Raw genomic sequence first — 18,630 nt, forward strand, 5'->3', positions numbered from 1 at the left:
GAGTGCCTCATGCGTCGTCTCGCGATCCTTCTTGCCGGCTCACTTCTGGCCTTTACCACGCATGCGTTCGCACAACAGACGCCCCAAACGCCAGCGCCGCCGGATTTCTCCAAAGTGGAGATCAAGACCACCGATCTCGGCGACGGCGTCTACATGCTGGAAGGCATGGGCGGCAACATGACCCTCGCAACCGCCAAATCCGGAGCCATCCTTGTCGACAGCCAATTCGCGCCGCTGCACGACAAGATCAAAGCCGCGATCGCCAAGCTGACCCCGCAGCCGGTGAAATACGTCGTCAACACGCATTTCCATGGCGACCATACCGGCGGCAACGAAGCATTTGCCAATGAAGGCGCGACCATCGTTGCGAATATCAAGGTGCGGACGCGCCTCGCCAAGGGAACGGCGAACTTCCTGACTGGCGGACAGAACCCGCCCGCGCCGAAGGCGGCACTGCCGACACGCACTTATCCGAACCGTCTATCGCTCAGCCTGCGGGGCCGCATCGCCGAACTGCACCACATCAAGAATGCGCATACCGACGGCGACACCTATGTCTATTTCAAGAGCGCCAATGTGCTCGCAACCGGCGATACCTTCACCAACGGCCGCTATCCGAATATCGACGTCCTCAACGGCGGGAACATCAAAGGCATGATCGCCGCGGCAGACACCTATCTGAAGATGACCAACGACAGGACCAAAATCGTCCCCGGCCACGGCCCACTCGGCGACAGGACTGCACTCACCGCCTATCGCGACATGCTGGTCACCGCACGCGACCGAATGGCGAAACTGGTCAAGGAAGGCAAGACCGAGGACGAGGTGATGGCGGCGAAGCCGTTCGCCGATTTCGATGCAAAATGGGCACCGAACGAGACGGCGAGCAAGAACTTCATCCGCGCCGTCTATGGTTCATTGGTGCCGAAGAAGGTGGGAGTCAAGTCGTGAAGGACCTGCTTCCCCTGGCCGAGAAAGTCGCGGTCGAGCTCATCGCACGCAAGCAGACGATCGGTGTCGCGGAATCCTCGACAGGCGGGCTGCTCTCTGCGGCTCTGCTCGCAGTGCCCGGCGCATCCGCCTATTTCATCGGTGGCGGCGTGATCTATACGCGCGATGCGCGACGTGCGCTGATGGAGATTCCCGACGACGCGTTTCGGGTGCCGGGCATGCGTTCGTCATCCGAGCCCTATGCGCAACTGCTTGCATCGCAGATCCGCGAGCGGCTGGGCTGCGACTGGGGATTGTCGGAAACGGGCGCTGCCGGGCCCTCAGGCAATCGCTATGGCGATGCCGCCGGGCATAGCTGTATCGCTGTAGCGGGGCCGGCCAATGACGTCATGACGCTGGAAACCGGCAGCAGCGACCGACAAGAGAACATGCAGGTGTTCGCGCAGACGGCACTGACGTTCTTGCTGAAGAATTTGAAAAATTAACAGCGCCACTCTTTTCACCTCTCCCCACCGGGGAGAGGTGAAGGAAGCGCGACTGCGCATGCCGGGACTATGCCATCACCGCTTCCGCCCTGATACAGCGCACCACGCGATCACCCGCGAGCTCCACATTCGGCGGCGGACCTTCGACGCAGCGTGGCTCGGCGAACTTGCAACGCGGAGCGAAGGAACAGCTCGTTGGCGGCTTGTCGAGCGAGGGCGGCGTACCAGGGATGGTCTCCAGCCGCTTACCGCGCCTGGCACCGTGGACGGTCGAGGACAGCAACCCCTTCGGATAAGGATGCACGGCCGAACGGACGATCTGACTCAGCGTGCCCTGCTCCACGATCTGGCCGGCATACATGACCGCGACACGGTCGCAAATTTCGATGGCAACGCCGATATCGTGGGTGACGAAAATGATCGACATACCGAACTCGCGCTGCAGCTCACGCAGCAGCAGGAGAACCTGGATCTGCACGGTGGCGTCCAGTGCGGTGGTCGGCTCATCCGCCAGCAGGATTTTTGGCTTGCAGGCGAGCGCAAGCGCAATCATGGCGCGCTGGCGCATGCCGCCCGACATCTCGTGCGGATAGGCGTCGAGACGGCGCTTGGCCGAGGGAATGCGCACGACTTCGAGCATGTCGAGTGCGCGCTTCATCCCTTCCGCATAGGTCTTGCCCTCATGTCGCACCACACTCTCGGCTATCTGCTGACCGATGGTGTAGACGGGATCGAGCGCCAGCGCCGGTTCCTGAAAGATCATGGACACGCTCTGGCCGCGAAACTTCGACAGCTCCTCGTCATCCAGCGCGAGCACGTCCTTACCGAGCACGTTGATGGTGCCGGTGATCTGCGTGCGCTTCTTCGGCAACAGACGCATCAGCGCACGCAAGGTGACACTCTTGCCGGAGCCGGACTCGCCGAGCAGGCCGAGCACCTCTCCCTCTTTCACGGACAGACTGAGATCGTTGACCGCATAAACGGTGCGCTCGCCGCCGAAGCGGACATTGAGATTGCGAACGTCGATCAGATTGGTCATGGCAGGTCCGGGCATTTCGTATGGTGATCGGTCGCGCGCTGGAACGCCGCACCGATCGTCAGGATCGTCGTCTCTTCGAACGGGCGGCCGACGAGCTGCATGCCGACCGGCAGGTTCGCTTTGGTGAAACCGGCCGGAATCGAAAGCGCGGGCAGACCGAGATAATTGATCGGACGCGTAAAGCGCGTGACACGCTGGATCAGCGCCTCGGCACCCGGACCGTTGCCGATGTCGGTCTCATCGATGCGCGGCGCTGCCATCGGCGAGACCGGCGCCAGAATGGCGTCGACACCCGTAACAGCGGCCAAATGTGCGGCAAGCGCCGGACCGCGCCATCGCAGAGCTTCGAGATAGGCAACGCCGGTAACAGCGAGGCCGTTCTCGAGGCGCATCAGGACCTGCGGGCCGTAATCCTGCGGGCGCTCGATCATCCAGCGCTTGTGCAGGGCCGCGGCTTCCGTGGCGAGCACGAGCTGCGACGCACCGCTCAGCTGAAGCTGGTTCGGAAGATCGACTTCGACGATCGCAATCCCCTCGTCCCTCAACGCCGCGATGGTGTTCTGCAGGATCGCGGCGACCTCGGGATCGAGATCGTCCACGTAGAAGGCCTTCGGGACGCCGACGGTCATGCCCCTGGCGGACGCCCTGGTGGCCGCCATGTAGTCCGGCACCTCGCGAGAGCTGGCGGTCGGATCGAGCGGATCGGCACCCGCCATCAGGCCGGTGACCAGTGCACAGTCCTCGACCGTGCGCGCCAGCGGGCCGACCGTGTCGAGCGACTGCGACAATGGCATCGCACCCGCACGGCTGATAAGGCCAACGGTCGTCTTCAGGCCGGAGACGCCGCAGAAATGCGCGGGCATACGGATCGAGCCGCCGGTGTCGGAACCAAGCGCAGCGAAGGTCAAGCGCGCGGCCACCGCCGAGCCGGAGCCCGAAGACGAACCGCCGGTCGCATGAGCGACGTTCCAGGGATTGCGGACCGGCCCGTAGTGCGTGTTGTGACCGAGGGGGCCGAAGGCAAATTCGACCATCTGCAGCGAACCCAGTCTGACCGTGCCGGCGTCCTTCAGGCGTTGTAGCGAGGTGGCAGTGCTCTTGGCGACCCAGTCCTTGCGGATTTTGGAGCCACAGGTCACTACGTGACCTTCGTCGTAATACATATCCTTATGCGCCATCGGCACGCCATGCAGTGGACCGCAGCTCTCGCCCTTGGCAAGAGCCGCATCGGCTGCTTCAGCCGCCGCAAGCGCGGTCTCGGCCTCGATGGACATGTAGGCGTTGAGATGCGGCTGCCATTTGGCAACACGGTCGAGGCAGGATTGCGTCGCCTCGCGCGAGGACAGCTTCCTCGCCGCGATTGCGCCCGCAACCTCGGTCACCGAGAGCAATGCAGGTTCGGTACCGCTCATTTGCCGACCTTTCCGTTCTGGACCGCGACATAGGTCGCAGGCTCGAGATCGAGCGGCAACGTACCGGCAATGGCGGCGAAGTTGTCGAAGGCCGGGCCCATGGAGACGGCGATACGCTCGGCCACTTCATCGGAGGCTGGCAATCCCGTCACTTCGGACAGAACCTTGATCTGCTTCGCATTGGGTTTCGCCATCTTACTGTACTCCTGCGGCTGGCGCCTTGCTGTGACCGGAGCCGGGAATCGCCATGAAACATGCCGCCTGATGACCACCGGCAGTGATCTCCGTCAGCGCCGGCTTGCTCTCGCCGCACATGGCTTCCGCAAAGGCGCAGCGGGTATGGAAGCGGCAGCCGGACGGCGGATCGATCGGATTCGGCGGATCGCCGGTGATCGGCGGGGTCTGGGTACGGTTGTCAGGATCGGTGGACGGCATGGCTGCGAGCAGCGCACGCGTGTAGGGATGCGCCGGCGCATCCCAGACCTCATCGACGGGACCGAGTTCGACCACCTCGCCAAGATACATGACCAGCACGCGGTCGGAGATGTAGCGGACAACATTGAGATCGTGGCTGATGAAGAGATAGGTCAAGCCGAATTCGCGCTTGAGATCGACGAGCAGATTGAGCACCTGCGCCTCGACCGACTTGTCGAGCGCCGACACGGCCTCGTCGAGAATGACGAGGCGCGGCGACAAGGCGAGCGCGCGCGCGATGTTGACGCGCTGACGCTGGCCACCGGAGACTTCGTGGGGATAGCGATTGGCGAATATTTCCGGTCGCAGCCCGACTTTGCCGAGCAGATCGCGGGCCAGCGCGCGGGCGGCCTTGTCGGCCATGCCATGAACCTTCGGGCCAAAGGCGATGGATTCCTCGACGGTGAGGCGCGGATTCAGCGAGGCGTAACTGTCCTGAAACACCATCTGCATGCCGCGGCGCAACTCGCGCAGCGTCAGCTCACGACCAACCATGCGGCCGTCGAAAATGATGTCGCCGGAATTGCGCGGCATCAGATGCATCAGAAGACGCGCCGTGGTGGACTTGCCGCAACCGGACTCGCCGACGATGCCGACCGTCTCGCCCTTGCCGATGGCGAAGGTGACGTCGTCGACCGCGCGGACGGTCTTGCCGGGAGAGAACAGGCCGCCGCGCACCGGGAAGTGCTTTGTCAGGCCCCTCACATGCAGCAGCGGCTGCATTTCGCCACCGAGGTCCTCGATGGGATCGAGCATCTTGTCGGTGATTTCGAGCGTATCTGTCATGGCGTCAGTTCCGGATATCCATGGCGCTGCGCATGCCGTCGCTCAGCAGGTTGAAGCAGATCGACACGGCGAAGATCATCACGCCGGGCAGCGCGGCCACCCACGGATTGACATAGATCGCGGTGCGCAACGTGTTGAGCATCAGACCCCATTCCGGCTCCGGCGGCTTGGTGCCGAGGCCGAGAAAGGAGAGACCGGCGGCGAGGATCATCGACACCGAGATCAGGCCCGTCGCATAGACGAAGATGGAACCCAGCACATTGCCGAGCATGTGAACGCGCATGATGGTGAAGGCATCGGCGCCCGAAGCACGGGCCGCTTCCACATAATCCATATTGCGTACGCCGGTGGTGACGCTCTCCGCCACGCGGGTGATCTGTGGAACGAAGACGATCGTGAGTGAGACGATGGAGTTAACGATGCCCGCACCGAGCGCGCCGGAGATCGCGATCGCCAGCAACACCGAAGGAAAGGCATAGAACACGTCCACCGTCCGCATGATGGCGGTGTTGAGCTTGCCGCCGACATAGCCTGCCACGAGACCAAGTCCGGTGCCGATGATGAAAGCGAAGATCACCGGCAGGATGCCGATGAGCAGCGACAGCCGGCCGCCATAGATCAGGCGTGCCAGCATGTCGCGACCGAGCTCGTCGGTACCGAGCGGATAGTTGGGCGTACCGACGGCCCGCAGGCGGCGGATCATCGAGCCCTGATAGGGATCGGCAAGACCGAGATAGGGTGCGAAGATCGCAGCGAGCAGGATCAGCAGCAGGATCGCGGCGCAGGCCATGGAGACCTTGTCACGGACGATGCGGCGGCCGACCGTCGCCCAATAGCCGCGGGCTTTGGTGGCGGGTGCTGCCTGGAGGGCAGTATCTGTGATCACAGTCATGGCGTCAGGCCCGCTTGATGCGCGGATCGATGGACGCCTGCGCGATATCGACCAGAAGATTGAGGAAAACGAAGAACAACGCCAGCACCAGAATCGTGCCCTGCAACAGCGGCAGGTCGCGCTGGAAAATTGCCGAGTTCAGCAACAGGCCCGAACCGGGCCAGGAAAATACGGTCTCGATCAGGATCGAACCGCCGAGCATGTAGCCGAGTTGCAGGCCCATCACCGCGAGGGCCGTGGGTGCGGCGTTCTTGATGACATGCTTGAACACCTTGAATTCCTGCAAACCCTTTGCGCGCAGCGCCTCGACAAAGTCCTGCGAGAGAATGTCGCCGGTGAGCGCACGCACGGTGCGGGTGACGATACCCATGGGGATAACCGACGTCGTGACCGCAGGCAGGATCAGATACTTGATGTGCTCCCAGTCCCACGCCCAGGCACCGGAACCGCCGGGGCCGGCACCGACTGCGGGCAGCCAGTTGAGCTGGACCGAAAAGATGATGACCAGCACCATGCCAAGCCAGTAATGCGGCACGGAGACGCCGGCGATGGCGATAGAGGTTGCGACCTTGTCGACCCAGGTATCGCGGAAATAACCGGCGACCAGACCGAAGAACAGGCCGAGCGTGAAGCCGATGGCTGCGGCGAAGATCGCGAGCATCACGGTGTTGCGGACGGCATTCATGACTTCGGCGAGCACCGGACGGCCCGTCGCGATGGAGGCGCCGAGATCACCATGCAGCGCACGCCAAACCCAGAGGCCGAACTGCACCGGCAGCGGCTTGTCGAATCCATAGGCCACGCGCAGCTGTTGCGCCAACTCCTGAGAAGCATCGGCGGGGAGAACGGCCACCAGCGGATCGCCCGGCGTGATGTGCACGAGCAGGAAGCACACCAGCGCGACGCTGAGAATGATGGGGATCGCATAGACGATGCGACGGGCAACATAAGCGAACAAGGGGCACCTTTACTTTCTTCCCCGCGCCCTTGGCCGGAGCGGAGCTCCGGACGGGGAGAGGGTGGATCGATCGAGCAGAGCGAGATCGAGACAGGAGGGGATGGTTCGGCTGGTCGCCTGCTAACAGGCCCTCTCCCGCCTTCGCTTCGCTCAGGTCCCCTCTCCCGCTCTAGCGAAGCTTCGCCTGACGGGAGAGGGGTAGAGAAGCGCCTTACGGCGTCATGGTCATGGTCGAGAAATCGACGAACCAGCTCTTCGGCTGCACGAAGTTCTTGATCTTCGGGCTGAGCGCGCGAGGACCCACGTCATGCGCCACATAGAGGAACGCCGCATCATCCACCGACGCTGCGTGCAACTCGGCAAGGGCCTTGTCGCGCTCGGCCGCGTCGAACGTGGTGCGTGCCTTCTTCACCAGTTCGTCGAACTTGGGATTGTTGATGAAGCCCCAATTGTTCGATAGCGGCGGCGCCATACCCGATTGCAGGAAGCGGACCAGAGCGAAGAACGGATCCATTGCCGCATAAGTGACGTTGGTGGCATGCGAACCGTTGGCGGTCGGATCCTTGGCGCCGCGGCGCCAGTTGGTGAACAACGTGTTCCACTCGATGACGTCGAGCTTGACGTCAAAATAGCATTCCGCCAGCGCCTGCTGCAGGTATTCGTTCATTGGCAGCGGCTGCATCTGGCCGGAGCCAGAAGCAGAGGTCTGCGTCTTCACGGTGAGCTTCTTGTTGGGGCCGTAGCCGGCTTCCGCCATCAGCTTCTGCGCTTCCTTCAGATCGTATTTGATCTTGAAGGACGGATTGCCATACCAGGGATGGCCGGGCTCGAAGGTGCCGGTGGCAGGAACCATCAGACCGGCAAGCAGACCGTCGCGCAGACCTTCGCGATCGATGCAGAGATTGGCGGCCTTACGAACACGAATGTCGTTCCATGGCGAGCCCTCGATACGCGAAAACTGCCAAGGCCATACATGCGGCTGCTCGTTCTTCTCGATCTTGAAACCCCGCGCGGTGATCTCCTTCACCGCATCCGGCGCCGGCGCTTCGGCCCAGTCGATCTGGCCGGACAGCAGCGCCGCGGTGCGTGCATTGGCTTCCGGCATGGGTAGCAACACCAGACGATCGACCTTCGGCACACGCGCCTTGTCCCAGTAGGCTTCGTTCTTCACCAGTTCGAGACGCTCGCGCGGCGTGAATTTGGACATCTTCCATGCACCGGTGCCCGATGCGTCCTTGGAAAACGCATCCCACGCGGCAGCCGACTTTGCCTTGGCGTCGGCGCCTTGCGCCTTGTCATAGAAAGACTGCCACTTGGTCGGACTTGCCATGAAGAGGTTAGTCAGATTGATCGGCAGGAAGGAATCCGGCTCTTTCGTCGTCAGCTCGACGGTCATGTCGTCGATCTTCTTTGCCGAGACCAGCGTTGGCATGCGCGAGGCGGTGACACCGACCTGGCTTGCATCGAATTGCGGCGCATCCTGCTTCAGCACCTTCTCGACGTTCCATACCACGGCGTCGGCATTGAAATCGCTACCGTCGTGAAATTTGACGCCAGGACGCAGCTTGAAGATCCACTTGGTCTTGTCGCTGTCGTTAACTGCCCATTCCGTAGCCAATCCAGGGATCACAACGCTCGGCTTGGTGGCAGAGGAAAGATCCCACAGGGTGAGACCCTCATACATTGTATTGCCGGTGAAGCGATTGCCTTCAAAGCCCTGATCGGGTTGACCGAGCGTGCGCGGAATATCCGCGGCAGTCATGCCGATCTTCACCACGATTTCGGCTTGCGCGAATTGCGGCAGCGTCAGCGTCGTCGCGACGGTGAGCATGGCAAGAGCCGTCTTCAGACGGCCGGCGGCCGGTTTGTTGATACGCATTCTAACTAGTCCCCTTCTTCCTAAACGAATTCAGTTGGCTAATTCTGATGCAGAGCAATGCAACGCCTGTGCCACAAATCAGAGCAACGTGCGCTTGTGGTGTACACCCCTTTCACCCGCGACCGACTGGCACATGCCACGCAAGCGGTATGAGTGTGGCATTAAGCTTGCTTGCATGCCAGCGACTGTTGTTCACGTCAGGAGCTGGGGATGAGTTTGAAGTTTTCTTTCGTTGGTGCGGCACTTGCGGCCGTTGTCGGCCTCGCTGCACCCGCGAAAGCCGAGAGCGTTGTGCGTTACGGCATTTCAATGGCGGACATTCCGCTAACGACCGGCCAACCCGATCGCGGCGCCGGCGGCTATCAATTTACCGGTTACACCATCTACGACCCGCTGGTCGCATGGGAAATGGACGTGGCCGATCGTCCCGGCAAACTGATCCCCGGCCTTGCCACAGAATGGAAGGTCGACGACACGGACAAGACCAAATGGCGTTTCACCCTGCGCAAGGGCGTCAAGTTTCACGACGGCAGCGACTTCAATGCCGATGCGGTGATCTGGAATCTGGACAAGGTGCTGAATGAAAAGGCACCGCAGTTCGACAAGCGCCAGAGTGCGCAGGTGAAGACCCGCCTGCCGTCGGTCGCGAGTTACGCCAAGATCGACGACGGCACGGTGGAGATCACCACCAAGACAGTCGATTCATTTTTCCCCTATCAGATGCTCTGGTTCCTCGTCTCCAGCCCGGCGCAATATGAAAAAGTCGGCAAGGACTGGGACAAATTCGCGTCGCAACCTTCGGGCACCGGCCCGTTCAAGCTGACCAGGCTGGTGCCGCGCGAACTCGCCGAGCTCAGCAAGAACGCTGATTACTGGGACAAGAAGCGTTTGCCGAAAACCGACAAGCTGGTGCTGATCCCGATGCCGGAAGCGCTCACCCGCACCAACGCGCTGCTCGCCGGCCAGGTGGATCTGATCGAAACCCCTGCTCCCGATGCCGTGCCACAACTCAAGGGCGCCGGCATGAAGATCGTGGACAACGTTACGCCGCATGTCTGGAACTATCATCTCAGCGTGCTTCCGGGTTCGCCCTGGACTGACGTCCGCCTGCGCAAGGCACTTAACCTCGCCATCGACCGCGATGGCGTCGTTGCACTCATGAACGGTCTCGCCAAGCCGGCGATCGGTCAGGTCGATCCGTCGAGCCCGTGGTTCGGCAAGCCGAGCTTCAAGATCAAATACGATCTCGCCGAAGCCAAGAAGCTGGTGAAAGAGGCGGGCTATGGCCCGGACAAGCCGCTGAAGGCGACTTTCATCATCGCCAATGGCGGCACCGGCCAGATGCTCTCGCTGCCGATCAATGAATTCTTGCAGCAGAGCTTCAAGGAAATTGGCATCGAGATCGAGTTCAAGGTGGTCGAGCTCGAAGTGCTCTACACCGCGTGGCGCAAGGGCGCCGCCGACGACAGCATGAAGGGCATCACGTCGAACAATATTGCCTACGTCACCTCGGACCCACTCTACGCCATCGTTCGCTTCTTCCATTCCGGCCAGATCGCGCCAGTCGGTGTGAACTGGGGCGGCTACAAGAATCCGAAGGTCGATGCCCTGATCGACGAGGCCAAGAACAATTTCGATCAGAAGAAGCAGGACGAACTCCTGGCCGAAGCTCATGCGCAGATTGTCGACGATGCCGTTCTGGTCTGGGTGGTGCACGACACCAACCCGCATGCGTTGTCGCCGAAGGTCAAGAAGTTCGTGCAGGCGCAGCACTGGTTCCAGGATCTGACGACGATCGGCCTGGACTGATCCGATACTCACAACTGTCGCCACCCGGCTTGACCGGGTGGCCCAATATACGCGCTGCCGGTGGTTGTTCGCCGACGTCGGTGTCTGCTGGATTCCCCGCTTTTGCGGGGGACGACAAATGCGCCGTCAAACTACCGCAACCGCACGATCACGCCTTCGTTGCCACTCAACTCCAGCGGTCCGGCGACATTCTCTCCTTGGCGATCGAGCTTCGTCGAGATCAGCACCTCCCCGGCCCTGACATGAAGTGATGCGGGCTCGCCCGTGAAATTCAGCGCGACCAGAATCGACTGCTCGTCATAGGTCCGCCGATAAGCGAGAATCGCATCCTGCGTCTCCACCTGATCGTAGGTGCCGAATACCAATTCCGGTGTGCGCTTCCGCAAGGCAATCAGCTTCACATAGAGGCTGAGGATGGAATACGGATCAGCGGCCAGCGCAGCCGCATTTTTCTCATGGTAATCGTCATCGAGCGGCAGCCACGGCATGCCCGTGGTGAAGCCGGCATTCTCGCCTGCCGACCACTGCATCGGCGTGCGGCAGCCGTCGCGGCCAACACCGATCCCCGGCACATTCTTCTCGAACGGATCCTGCACCTGATCCGGCGCAATCGGCACCTGCTTCATGCCGATTTCGTCACCGTAGTAGAGCGTCGGCGTGCCCCGCAGCGTCAGCAGCAGCACCGCCGCGACACGCGCCTGCGCTTCGCCTAAGCGCGTCGCGACCCGCGGCCGGTCGTGGTTGCCGAGCACCCAATTCGGCCAAGCGCCGAGCGGCAACGCGGCCTCATAGCGCGCAATCAGATCGGCGATGTCAGGCGCATGCCACGGCGCCGACAGCAGCGCGAAATTGAACGGCAGATGGGCGCCGGAAAGGTCCTTGCCGTAATAGGCCACGAGCCGGTCGATCGGCAGATAGATCTCGCCGATCAGCACGCGATCCTCGAATTGATCGACGACCTGGCGCATCTCCGCGACGATCTCCTGCGTCTCCGGGCGATCGGCGGAGTAGAGGGAGACCAGCTTCTCATGCGGCGGGCGGCCTGCAATATAGTTGGGATTAACCGGGTTATCGCGATACTGGTCATCCTTGATCAGGTGCCAGATCACGTCGACGCGAAAGCCATCAACCCCGCGGCGCATCCAGAAGCGCATCGCCTCATAGATGGCATCGCGTACATCGGGATTGCGCCAGTTGAGATCGGGCTGCCGGTCGAGGAAGGCGTGATAGTAGCACTGCCCCGTGGCCTCGTCATACTGCCACGAACTGCCGCCGAATTCGGATAGCCAGTTGGTCGGCGCACTGCCGTCCGACTTAGGATCGCGCCAGATGTACCAGTCGCGTTTCGGATTGTCGCGCGACGACCGGCTCTCGACGAACCAAGGATGCTCGTCGGAGGTATGGTTCGGCACAAGATCGAGGATGACCCGCAATCCGTTGGCATGCGCCGCTTCCACCAGCCTGTCGAAATCCGTGAGCGAGCCGAACAGCGGATGGATGTCCACGTAATTCGAGATGTCGTAACCGAAATCAGCCATCGGCGATGGGAAGATCGGCGAAATCCAGACGGCATCGATGCCGAGCTGACGCAGATAGGGCAGACGCTGAACGATACCGGCAAGATCGCCAACACCATCTCCGTTTGAATCCTGAAATGAGCGGGGATAGATCTGATAGATCGTCCCAGCCTGCCACCAGATCGATGCTGCAGGCGCGTTGCTTGAAAAGGTCATGAGGCGGATTGAACCCGACGGAATGAGCTAAAATCGGCACGAAAAAGCGGCCCTTCCAAGGAAGAGCCGCCGAATCGCACGCTCCGGATTCTAGTAGCGTTCGATGACAGTTCGACGCTCGACGCCGCCGTCATAGTACCCGCGATCGCGGTCACGGTTGCGCTTGATGATGACCGTCTCGTCGCGGTCGCGGCGATCGCGATAGTAATCGCGGTCATAGTCGCGATAGTAACGATCGCGACCCACCGCGCCTACGGTGACACCGCCCGGCCCCACGCCCACGCCGATTTCCTGCGCACTTGCGGAGGTAACCGGAAGTGCCGTACCGATAGCCGCCGCCGCAACGGCGATAATGGCAACATGTTTGATCATGACCTGCTCCTCAGTTGCGTAACGATGAAGAAGCAATCCGGCGTCCCGGTGTTCGTTCCGGCACTTTGTGGCTAAATCACGCGATAAACCGCGATCGCAAAGGAACCAAATGCGTGCTCGTTGCGCGGAGACAACTATTCGGCAGGCGTGATGGCATTGGTCGGCGTCGGCCGATCGGTGATCTGTTGGCCGAACAGGCTGCCGACCAGCTCCACCATCACCCGCGCGGTGCGGCCGCGCTCGTCGAGGAAGGGATTGAGTTCGACCACATCGAGCGAGCACAGCAGACCGGAATCGTGGAGCAGCTCCATGATGAGATGAGCTTCGCGATAGGTCGCACCGCCCTGCACCGTAGTACCGACACCGGGTGCGGTAATCGGATCGAGGAAATCCACATCCAGCGAGACATGCAGTACGCCGTTACGAGCCTTGACGCGATCAATAACCCGGCGGATCAGCACACCGACGCCGAATTCATCGATCTGGCGCATATCGATCAGCGAGACCTTGCGTTGTCTCACCAGCTCCTTTTCAAGCTTATCGATCGAGCGGATACCGAACAGGTCGAGATGATCGGGCGTGATCGCCGCGCGCGGCTCGCTGTCGAGCAGTCCGTCGAGGCCCGGCTCGCCGCACAGGAAGGCGGCGGACATGCCGTGCATGTTGCCGGTAATGGTGGTGTGCGGCGTGTTGTAGTCGGCATGGGCATCGAGCCACAGCACGAACAGCTCACGCCCTTGCGCGTGCCAGTGGCGGGCGACACCGTTCACGGACCCCATCGACAGACTATGGTCGCCGCCGATGAAGATCGGAAGCGCGCCGGACGCGGACAGCCCATAGGCGCGTGCACTGAGCGCCTGAACATAGGCCTGGATGTCACGATAATGTTTCGCATTGTCCGGCGGCGGATCCTCGCTCACCGGCTTCGGCGGGGCGAGATTGCCGTGGTCCTCGACGACGAAGCCCAACTCTTCCAGAAGCGGTTTGAGCCCGGCCGTCCGCATCGCATCCGGCCCCATCAGCGTGCCGAGTTGCGATGCGCCAATCTCCACCGGCGCCCCGAGCAAGGCAATACGATTCGAACGAAAACGGCTCATGCATCAGCTCCTGAAACGCCACGCGCCCGTCATCGCGGCGCGGCAGGATCGTGAAAATAATCTCCGAAATGCGCGTGCCGCAGCGCAACGCAATCGAACGCCCGCCGTTATAATGCGCGTTTCATTTCATCATTTTAACCGAATGGGGCAATCGTGAGCAAAGCTGTCGAGGAAGGCCTCCCCTATCCGCTGGGCGCGCATTGGGATGGCAACGGGACCAATTTTGCACTGTTCTCGGCCAACGCTACCAGGGTCGAAGTCTGCCTGTTCGACGGCGACAAGGAAACCCGAATCGAACTGCCGGAATATACCGACGAAATCTTCCACGGCTATCTGCCCGAAGTCGGCCCGGGTCAATTCTACGGTTACCGCGTTCACGGTCCCTACGAGCCGGAGAAAGGCCACCGCTTCAATCCGAACAAGCTGCTGCTCGATCCCTACGCGCGTGCCCATGCGGGCACGCTGACATGGGACCCCGCCGTGTTCGGATACAAGATGGAGACCGGTAACGATCTCACTTTCGACGAGCGTGACTCCGCGCCCTTCATGCCGAAATGCGTGGTGGTCGATCGCGATTTCGACTGGACCGGTGAAGCTGGCCGCCAGCCTGTGCCATGGGATCGCACCATCGTCTACGAGACGCATGTGAAGGGCTTCACCAAACTTAACCCGAACGTGCCGGAGACGCTGCGTGGAACCTATGCCGGATTCGGCAGCAAGGCCGTCGTCGATTATCTCTGCGATCTCGGCATCACCTCGGTCGAGCTTCTGCCGGTCCACACCTTCATCAACGACGACTATCTGCTGAAAAAGAAGCTGGTCAACTACTGGGGTTACAACACCATCGGCTTCTTCGCGCCAGATCCGCGTTACGCCGCGGATGTGCCGAATTCGTTGCGCGAATTCAAGGAAATGGTGGCGGCGCTGCATGCCGGCGGCCTCGAGGTGATCCTCGACGTGGTCTATAACCACACTGCCGAAGGCAATGAGCTCGGCCCGACACTCTCCTTCAAGGGGATCGACAATGCCAGCTATTACCGGCTGATGCCGGACAAACCGCGCTACTACATCAACGACACCGGCACGGGTAACACCGTCAATCTCTCCCATGCGAATGTCATTCGCATGGTGACGGACAGCCTGCGATACTGGGTCCGCGAGATGCATATCGACGGTTTCCGCTTCGATCTCGGCACCATTCTCGCTCGTGAAGTCTATGGCTTCACCGAACAGAGCGGTTTCTTGAAAGCGGTCAATCAGGATCCGCTGCTCACCACCGTCAAGCTGATCGCGGAGCCGTGGGATATCGGCCCCGGCGGCTATCAGGTCGGCGGCTTCCCGCCCGGCTGGGCGGAATGGAATGACAAGTTTCGCGACACGATCCGGGATTTCTGGCGCGGAGAGGCGCCGGTTTCAGCGCTCGCACCACGGCTCTCGGCATCGGCCGACCTGTTCAACCATCAGGGCCGCCGCGCCTGGGCCAGCGTCAATTTCGTCACCGCCCATGACGGCTTCACGCTGAACGACTGCGTCAGCTACAACGAGAAGCACAACGAAGCCAATGGCGAGAACAACAAGGACGGTCAGTCGGATAACCGCTCGTGGAATTGCGGAGCGGAAGGGCCGACCGACAACAAGGACATCGTCGCGCTGCGTGAGCGCCAGAAGCGCAACATGCTCGCAACACTGCTCTTCGCGCAGGGCACGCCGATGCTGCTTGGCGGCGACGAATTCGGCCGCACGCAGAAGGGCAATAACAACGCCTATTGCCAGGACAACGAGATTTCCTGGTTCGACTGGACATGGACCGAGGACGGCAAAGACCTGCACGCTTTCACCAAGCGCCTGATCGGCCTACTCGGCGATTGCTCGGTGCTGCGCCGTTCGCGTTTCCTGACCGGCGAGCACGATCCGCATCTCGACGTTTGCGACGTCACCTGGATCAATGCCAATGGCGGGCCGATGCAGCAAGAGCATTGGGAAGACGGCAATGTGAAATGCTTCGGCATGCTGCTCGACGGCCGCGCACAGAAGACCGGCATCCGCAAGCAGGCGGACGACCAGACCATGCTGCTCATTCTCAACGGCTTCGAGGGGCTGGTGGATTTCACCATGCCGGAAGCTTTTGGCGGCAAGGGCTGGGAACTTCTGGTCGACACCAACATCCCTGATGCGCCGGGCGGCCAGACTTTCCCGTTCGGCAACATGTATCAGGTCACGGGACGCTCGTTACTGCTGATGTCGCTGCAGAAGTGATTACGCGCGCGATGGACTGAGCTTCCACGCCAGCGCGACAATGCCGACCGTGAGCAAGCCGGAGATGGCCCCCGCAATCGGCACAAGCAGCGTGAGCACCGCCGTGGCCGCCCAGCCGATCGACGAGAATGCCTCGGCGAAGGTGGCAATGCGCGACGATGTCTGCCTTCGCCGGAACTGGCTTCGCTTCGCCTGCACACGAAACCATAGCTGGATCGACGTCGCCGATGCCGCAGCGACGACTGTCGCAAGAGCGGCAACGAGCGCCATATGCCAAGAGACCAGCGCAAGCGCCGCAATCAGCGGCGTGAAGATCGCGGCAATGCAGATCAGCACAACCTCGATCTTGGCGCCCAGCAGTTTCGCCGCCGGCAGCGGCGCGGTGGCGACCAGATCGGCAGCGTCCTCGCCGGAAATCGTCAGCCAGGCAAGGCCGCCGGCAAGCTGTCCGGCCGCCATGACGATCACCGGCACCAGAACGACGAAAGCGCCGGCGCCCTCTCCGAAGCTCCGCCACAACATCAGGGCCGGAGGCAACAGATAGAGCAGCTGCATCAGGGTTTGCGACATCAGCCAGGGATCCCGCCACAGCAGCTTGAATTCCTTGCGGCGTAACGCATGTCGGCGCGACATCGTACGGAACGGACGCAAAGCTCCCCTGTTTCGCGACGCCAGCTGCGGCGACGCGCTCGCGACGTAGCGGCTGAAGTGCGGCGAGAACAACGCCATGGTTACCCCGAGCAGAAGCAGCCCCGAGGCCAGCAACGGCAGCAGGAGGGCGACATCCCCGAGCATCGCTCGCGCCGGCCACCAGACCACACTTCCCGCATCCGGCGCGATGGCTGCCGCCGCGTCCGATGTCAGCACGGCGAAACGTGACAACGTGCCATAGGACAGGATCGCCGCCACTTGCAGCGCGATGACGAAACCGGCGCCGGTGACGGCCGAGATGATTTGCGCGACCATGCGCGTGCGCGACGGACCGCAGAGTTCGAACAGCCCCACGGCAACAGCAATCGCGACAGCCGAGGCCGACAGGCCCATGGTGACGACGACGCCATATGCAGCAAACCATCGCGCGCCGCCGCCGATCACCAGGACGTTGATGAACGGCGTCGCCAGCATTATCGCCATGACGGTGACTGACAGCGCAATGGCCGCGATCCGCACGGAAAATACATTGGTGAGCGGCGCCGGAGACGACACGATAAGATCGAGATCTGCGCGCGCATAGAACACACGGGTCACCGACTCGATGGCCTGTGACAGGATCAACGCCCAGGCCAGAAAGACGCTCGCCGTGATGACGATGGCACTTTGCTGATCCAGCGGTGTCTGCACATCGGCGAAGCGGCCTACCACCCCATAGGCTGGCAGGTGCAGGAAGATCGCGAGAACGATCAGCCAGAACGCCATACTGCGTGTCCGACGCCGGCGGCCGCCTGTCAGCATGCTCACCGTCTCGCGCCAGCCGAGCCGAAGCTCATGCCGTGCGAACCATAGGGCGCTGACCGCCGCGCTCATGCAGCAGCCGGAGCGTTTTCAACCAGCGCGACGAACATCTCTTCGAGACTGGTGTCGCTTTGTCCCACCTGCTGGCGTAATTCGGTGAGCGTGCCTTCTGCGATCAACCGCCCCGCCGCAATCACACCGATACGATCCGCCATACGCTCGGCGACCTCAAGAATGTGCGTCGTCATGATGACGGTGCAACCGCTACGCACGCGTGCTTGAAGCAGGCCCTTGACATGTCGTGCGGAGACCGCATCGAGGCCAGTGAGCGGTTCGTCGAGGATGATGAGTCTGGGATCGTGCACCAGCGCCCCGGCCAGCGCCACCTTCTGGCGCATACCCTTGGAAAATCCTTCGCAGCGCTCGTGCATATGCGCGGCGAGACCGAGCGAGGTTAGTAGCTCATGTGCCGCAGCGTCCGCCGAGGCGGCATCGCAGCCCCACAGGCCGGCGATGAATTCGAGGTATTCAAGTGGTGTCAGTTTGTCATAGATCATCGGCTCGTCAGAGACCCATGCCGTGATCTGCTTGGCGGCGACGGGATTCTTCAGCGCGTCGATCGTGGAGATCCGGATCGCGCCGGCATCGGGCGGCAACAATCCAGCGACCATGCGCAATGTCGTCGTCTTCCCGGCGCCATTGGCACCGAGCAACGCATAGAGCTCGCCAGCATAGACCGTGAGATCGAGCGCATCGACCGCGAGCCGATCGAAACGTTTCGTTAACCCTCGCAGTTCGAGAGCTGTCGTCCGCGCGATCATCGTCTGGCTCCAAGCGTTGACGTAACCAGCATGCAACGCAGACGTTTCGCCGCGGTGAATGCGATCGCCAGAACTGCGACCCGAGCGAACTTGTTTGCGTAGTTATGTACCGATCAAAACAAATCGATTCATCATGCCAAACGGTTGTTCATCGGTGTCTCTTCACAATCGAAATACAATTACCTAAAACACAATCTAAACAACGCAACCTCGA

16 protein-coding genes are annotated in these 18,630 nt (G+C 61.6%); 4 read left to right on the forward strand and 12 right to left on the reverse strand.

Annotation, left to right across the window (positions count from 1 at the left end):
* Window positions 1-9: 9 nt before the first annotated feature.
* Window positions 10-951 carry an MBL fold metallo-hydrolase gene (locus E0H22_RS19880; protein WP_233022706.1) on the forward strand — a complete coding sequence of 314 codons (942 nt, stop codon included), beginning with the start codon at window positions 10-12 and terminating at the stop codon, window positions 949-951.
* Complete coding sequence (locus tag E0H22_RS19885; protein ID WP_233022707.1) at window positions 948-1,436, forward strand: CinA family protein; 489 nt, start codon at window positions 948-950, stop codon at window positions 1,434-1,436. Before E0H22_RS19880 ends, E0H22_RS19885 begins: the two co-directional genes overlap by 4 nt.
* A 67-nt stretch (window positions 1,437-1,503) precedes the next feature.
* Here the strand turns inward: E0H22_RS19885 and E0H22_RS19890 are convergent, their stop codons facing one another.
* From E0H22_RS19890 to E0H22_RS19920, 7 genes are all read right to left on the reverse strand, one after another.
* A complete protein-coding gene (locus tag E0H22_RS19890; RefSeq protein WP_233022708.1) occupies window positions 1,504-2,475 on the reverse strand; it encodes an ABC transporter ATP-binding protein in 972 nt (323 codons plus the stop codon).
* The gene (locus E0H22_RS19895; RefSeq protein ID WP_233022709.1) at window positions 2,472-3,887 is read right to left on the reverse strand and encodes an amidase; all 1,416 of its coding nucleotides are present in this window, start codon (window positions 3,885-3,887) and stop codon (window positions 2,472-2,474) included. Before E0H22_RS19895 ends, E0H22_RS19890 begins: the two co-directional genes overlap by 4 nt.
* A complete protein-coding gene (locus E0H22_RS19900; RefSeq protein ID WP_233022710.1) occupies window positions 3,884-4,081 on the reverse strand; it encodes a hypothetical protein in 198 nt (65 codons plus the stop codon). Before E0H22_RS19900 ends, E0H22_RS19895 begins: the two co-directional genes overlap by 4 nt.
* 1 nt (window position 4,082) lies before the next feature.
* Window positions 4,083-5,147: an ABC transporter ATP-binding protein gene (locus tag E0H22_RS19905; protein WP_233022711.1), complete on the reverse strand. Its 1,065-nt coding sequence runs from the start codon at window positions 5,145-5,147 to the stop codon at window positions 4,083-4,085.
* A 4-nt stretch (window positions 5,148-5,151) separates the two neighbouring features.
* Window positions 5,152-6,039 carry an ABC transporter permease gene (locus E0H22_RS19910; RefSeq protein ID WP_233022712.1) on the reverse strand — a complete coding sequence of 296 codons (888 nt, stop codon included), beginning with the start codon at window positions 6,037-6,039 and terminating at the stop codon, window positions 5,152-5,154.
* Between the two features lie 4 nt (window positions 6,040-6,043).
* Window positions 6,044-6,997, reverse strand: a complete 954-nt coding sequence (locus E0H22_RS19915) for an ABC transporter permease (protein ID WP_233022713.1) — start codon at window positions 6,995-6,997, stop codon at window positions 6,044-6,046.
* Window positions 6,998-7,208: 211 nt separating this feature from the next.
* Window positions 7,209-8,876, reverse strand: coding sequence for an ABC transporter substrate-binding protein (locus E0H22_RS19920; RefSeq protein ID WP_233022714.1), 1,668 nt, complete (start codon window positions 8,874-8,876; stop codon window positions 7,209-7,211).
* A 210-nt stretch (window positions 8,877-9,086) separates the two neighbouring features.
* Between E0H22_RS19920 and E0H22_RS19925 the strand changes: the two genes are divergently transcribed.
* The gene (locus tag E0H22_RS19925; RefSeq protein ID WP_233022715.1) at window positions 9,087-10,685 is read left to right on the forward strand and encodes an ABC transporter substrate-binding protein; all 1,599 of its coding nucleotides are present in this window, start codon (window positions 9,087-9,089) and stop codon (window positions 10,683-10,685) included.
* Window positions 10,686-10,816: 131 nt separating this feature from the next.
* On the opposite strand, the gene E0H22_RS19930 is transcribed toward E0H22_RS19925, so the two are convergent.
* The 3 genes from E0H22_RS19930 to rocF all read right to left on the reverse strand — a co-directional run bounded on the left by E0H22_RS19930 (window position 10,817) and on the right by rocF (window position 13,887).
* Complete coding sequence (locus E0H22_RS19930; RefSeq protein WP_233022716.1) at window positions 10,817-12,418, reverse strand: alpha-amylase family glycosyl hydrolase; 1,602 nt, start codon at window positions 12,416-12,418, stop codon at window positions 10,817-10,819.
* A 90-nt stretch (window positions 12,419-12,508) separates the two neighbouring features.
* On the reverse strand, window positions 12,509-12,790 hold the full coding sequence (locus E0H22_RS19935; protein ID WP_233022717.1) for a hypothetical protein: 282 nt from the start codon (window positions 12,788-12,790) through the stop codon (window positions 12,509-12,511).
* A 134-nt stretch (window positions 12,791-12,924) separates the two neighbouring features.
* On the reverse strand, window positions 12,925-13,887 hold the full coding sequence (rocF, locus tag E0H22_RS19940) for an arginase (RefSeq protein ID WP_233022718.1): 963 nt from the start codon (window positions 13,885-13,887) through the stop codon (window positions 12,925-12,927).
* 150 nt (window positions 13,888-14,037) lie between these two features.
* On the opposite strand from rocF, the gene glgX reads away from it, so the two are divergent.
* Complete coding sequence (gene glgX, locus E0H22_RS19945; RefSeq protein ID WP_430715287.1) at window positions 14,038-16,143, forward strand: glycogen debranching protein GlgX; 2,106 nt, start codon at window positions 14,038-14,040, stop codon at window positions 16,141-16,143.
* Here the strand turns inward: glgX and E0H22_RS19950 are convergent, their stop codons facing one another.
* Together E0H22_RS19950 and E0H22_RS19955 are read right to left on the reverse strand one after the other, a co-directional pair.
* Entirely contained in the window at window positions 16,144-17,667 is a 1,524-nt protein-coding gene (locus E0H22_RS19950) for a permease (protein ID WP_233022720.1), read from the reverse strand.
* Window positions 17,664-18,416: an ABC transporter ATP-binding protein gene (locus E0H22_RS19955; protein ID WP_233022721.1), complete on the reverse strand. Its 753-nt coding sequence runs from the start codon at window positions 18,414-18,416 to the stop codon at window positions 17,664-17,666. The genes E0H22_RS19950 and E0H22_RS19955 overlap by 4 nt, the downstream gene beginning before the upstream one ends.
* Window positions 18,417-18,630: the final 214 nt, after the last annotated feature.

Source organism: Rhodopseudomonas boonkerdii, assembly GCF_021184025.1.
In the GTDB taxonomy this organism is placed as follows: Bacteria; Pseudomonadota; Alphaproteobacteria; order Rhizobiales; family Xanthobacteraceae; genus Tardiphaga; species Tardiphaga boonkerdii.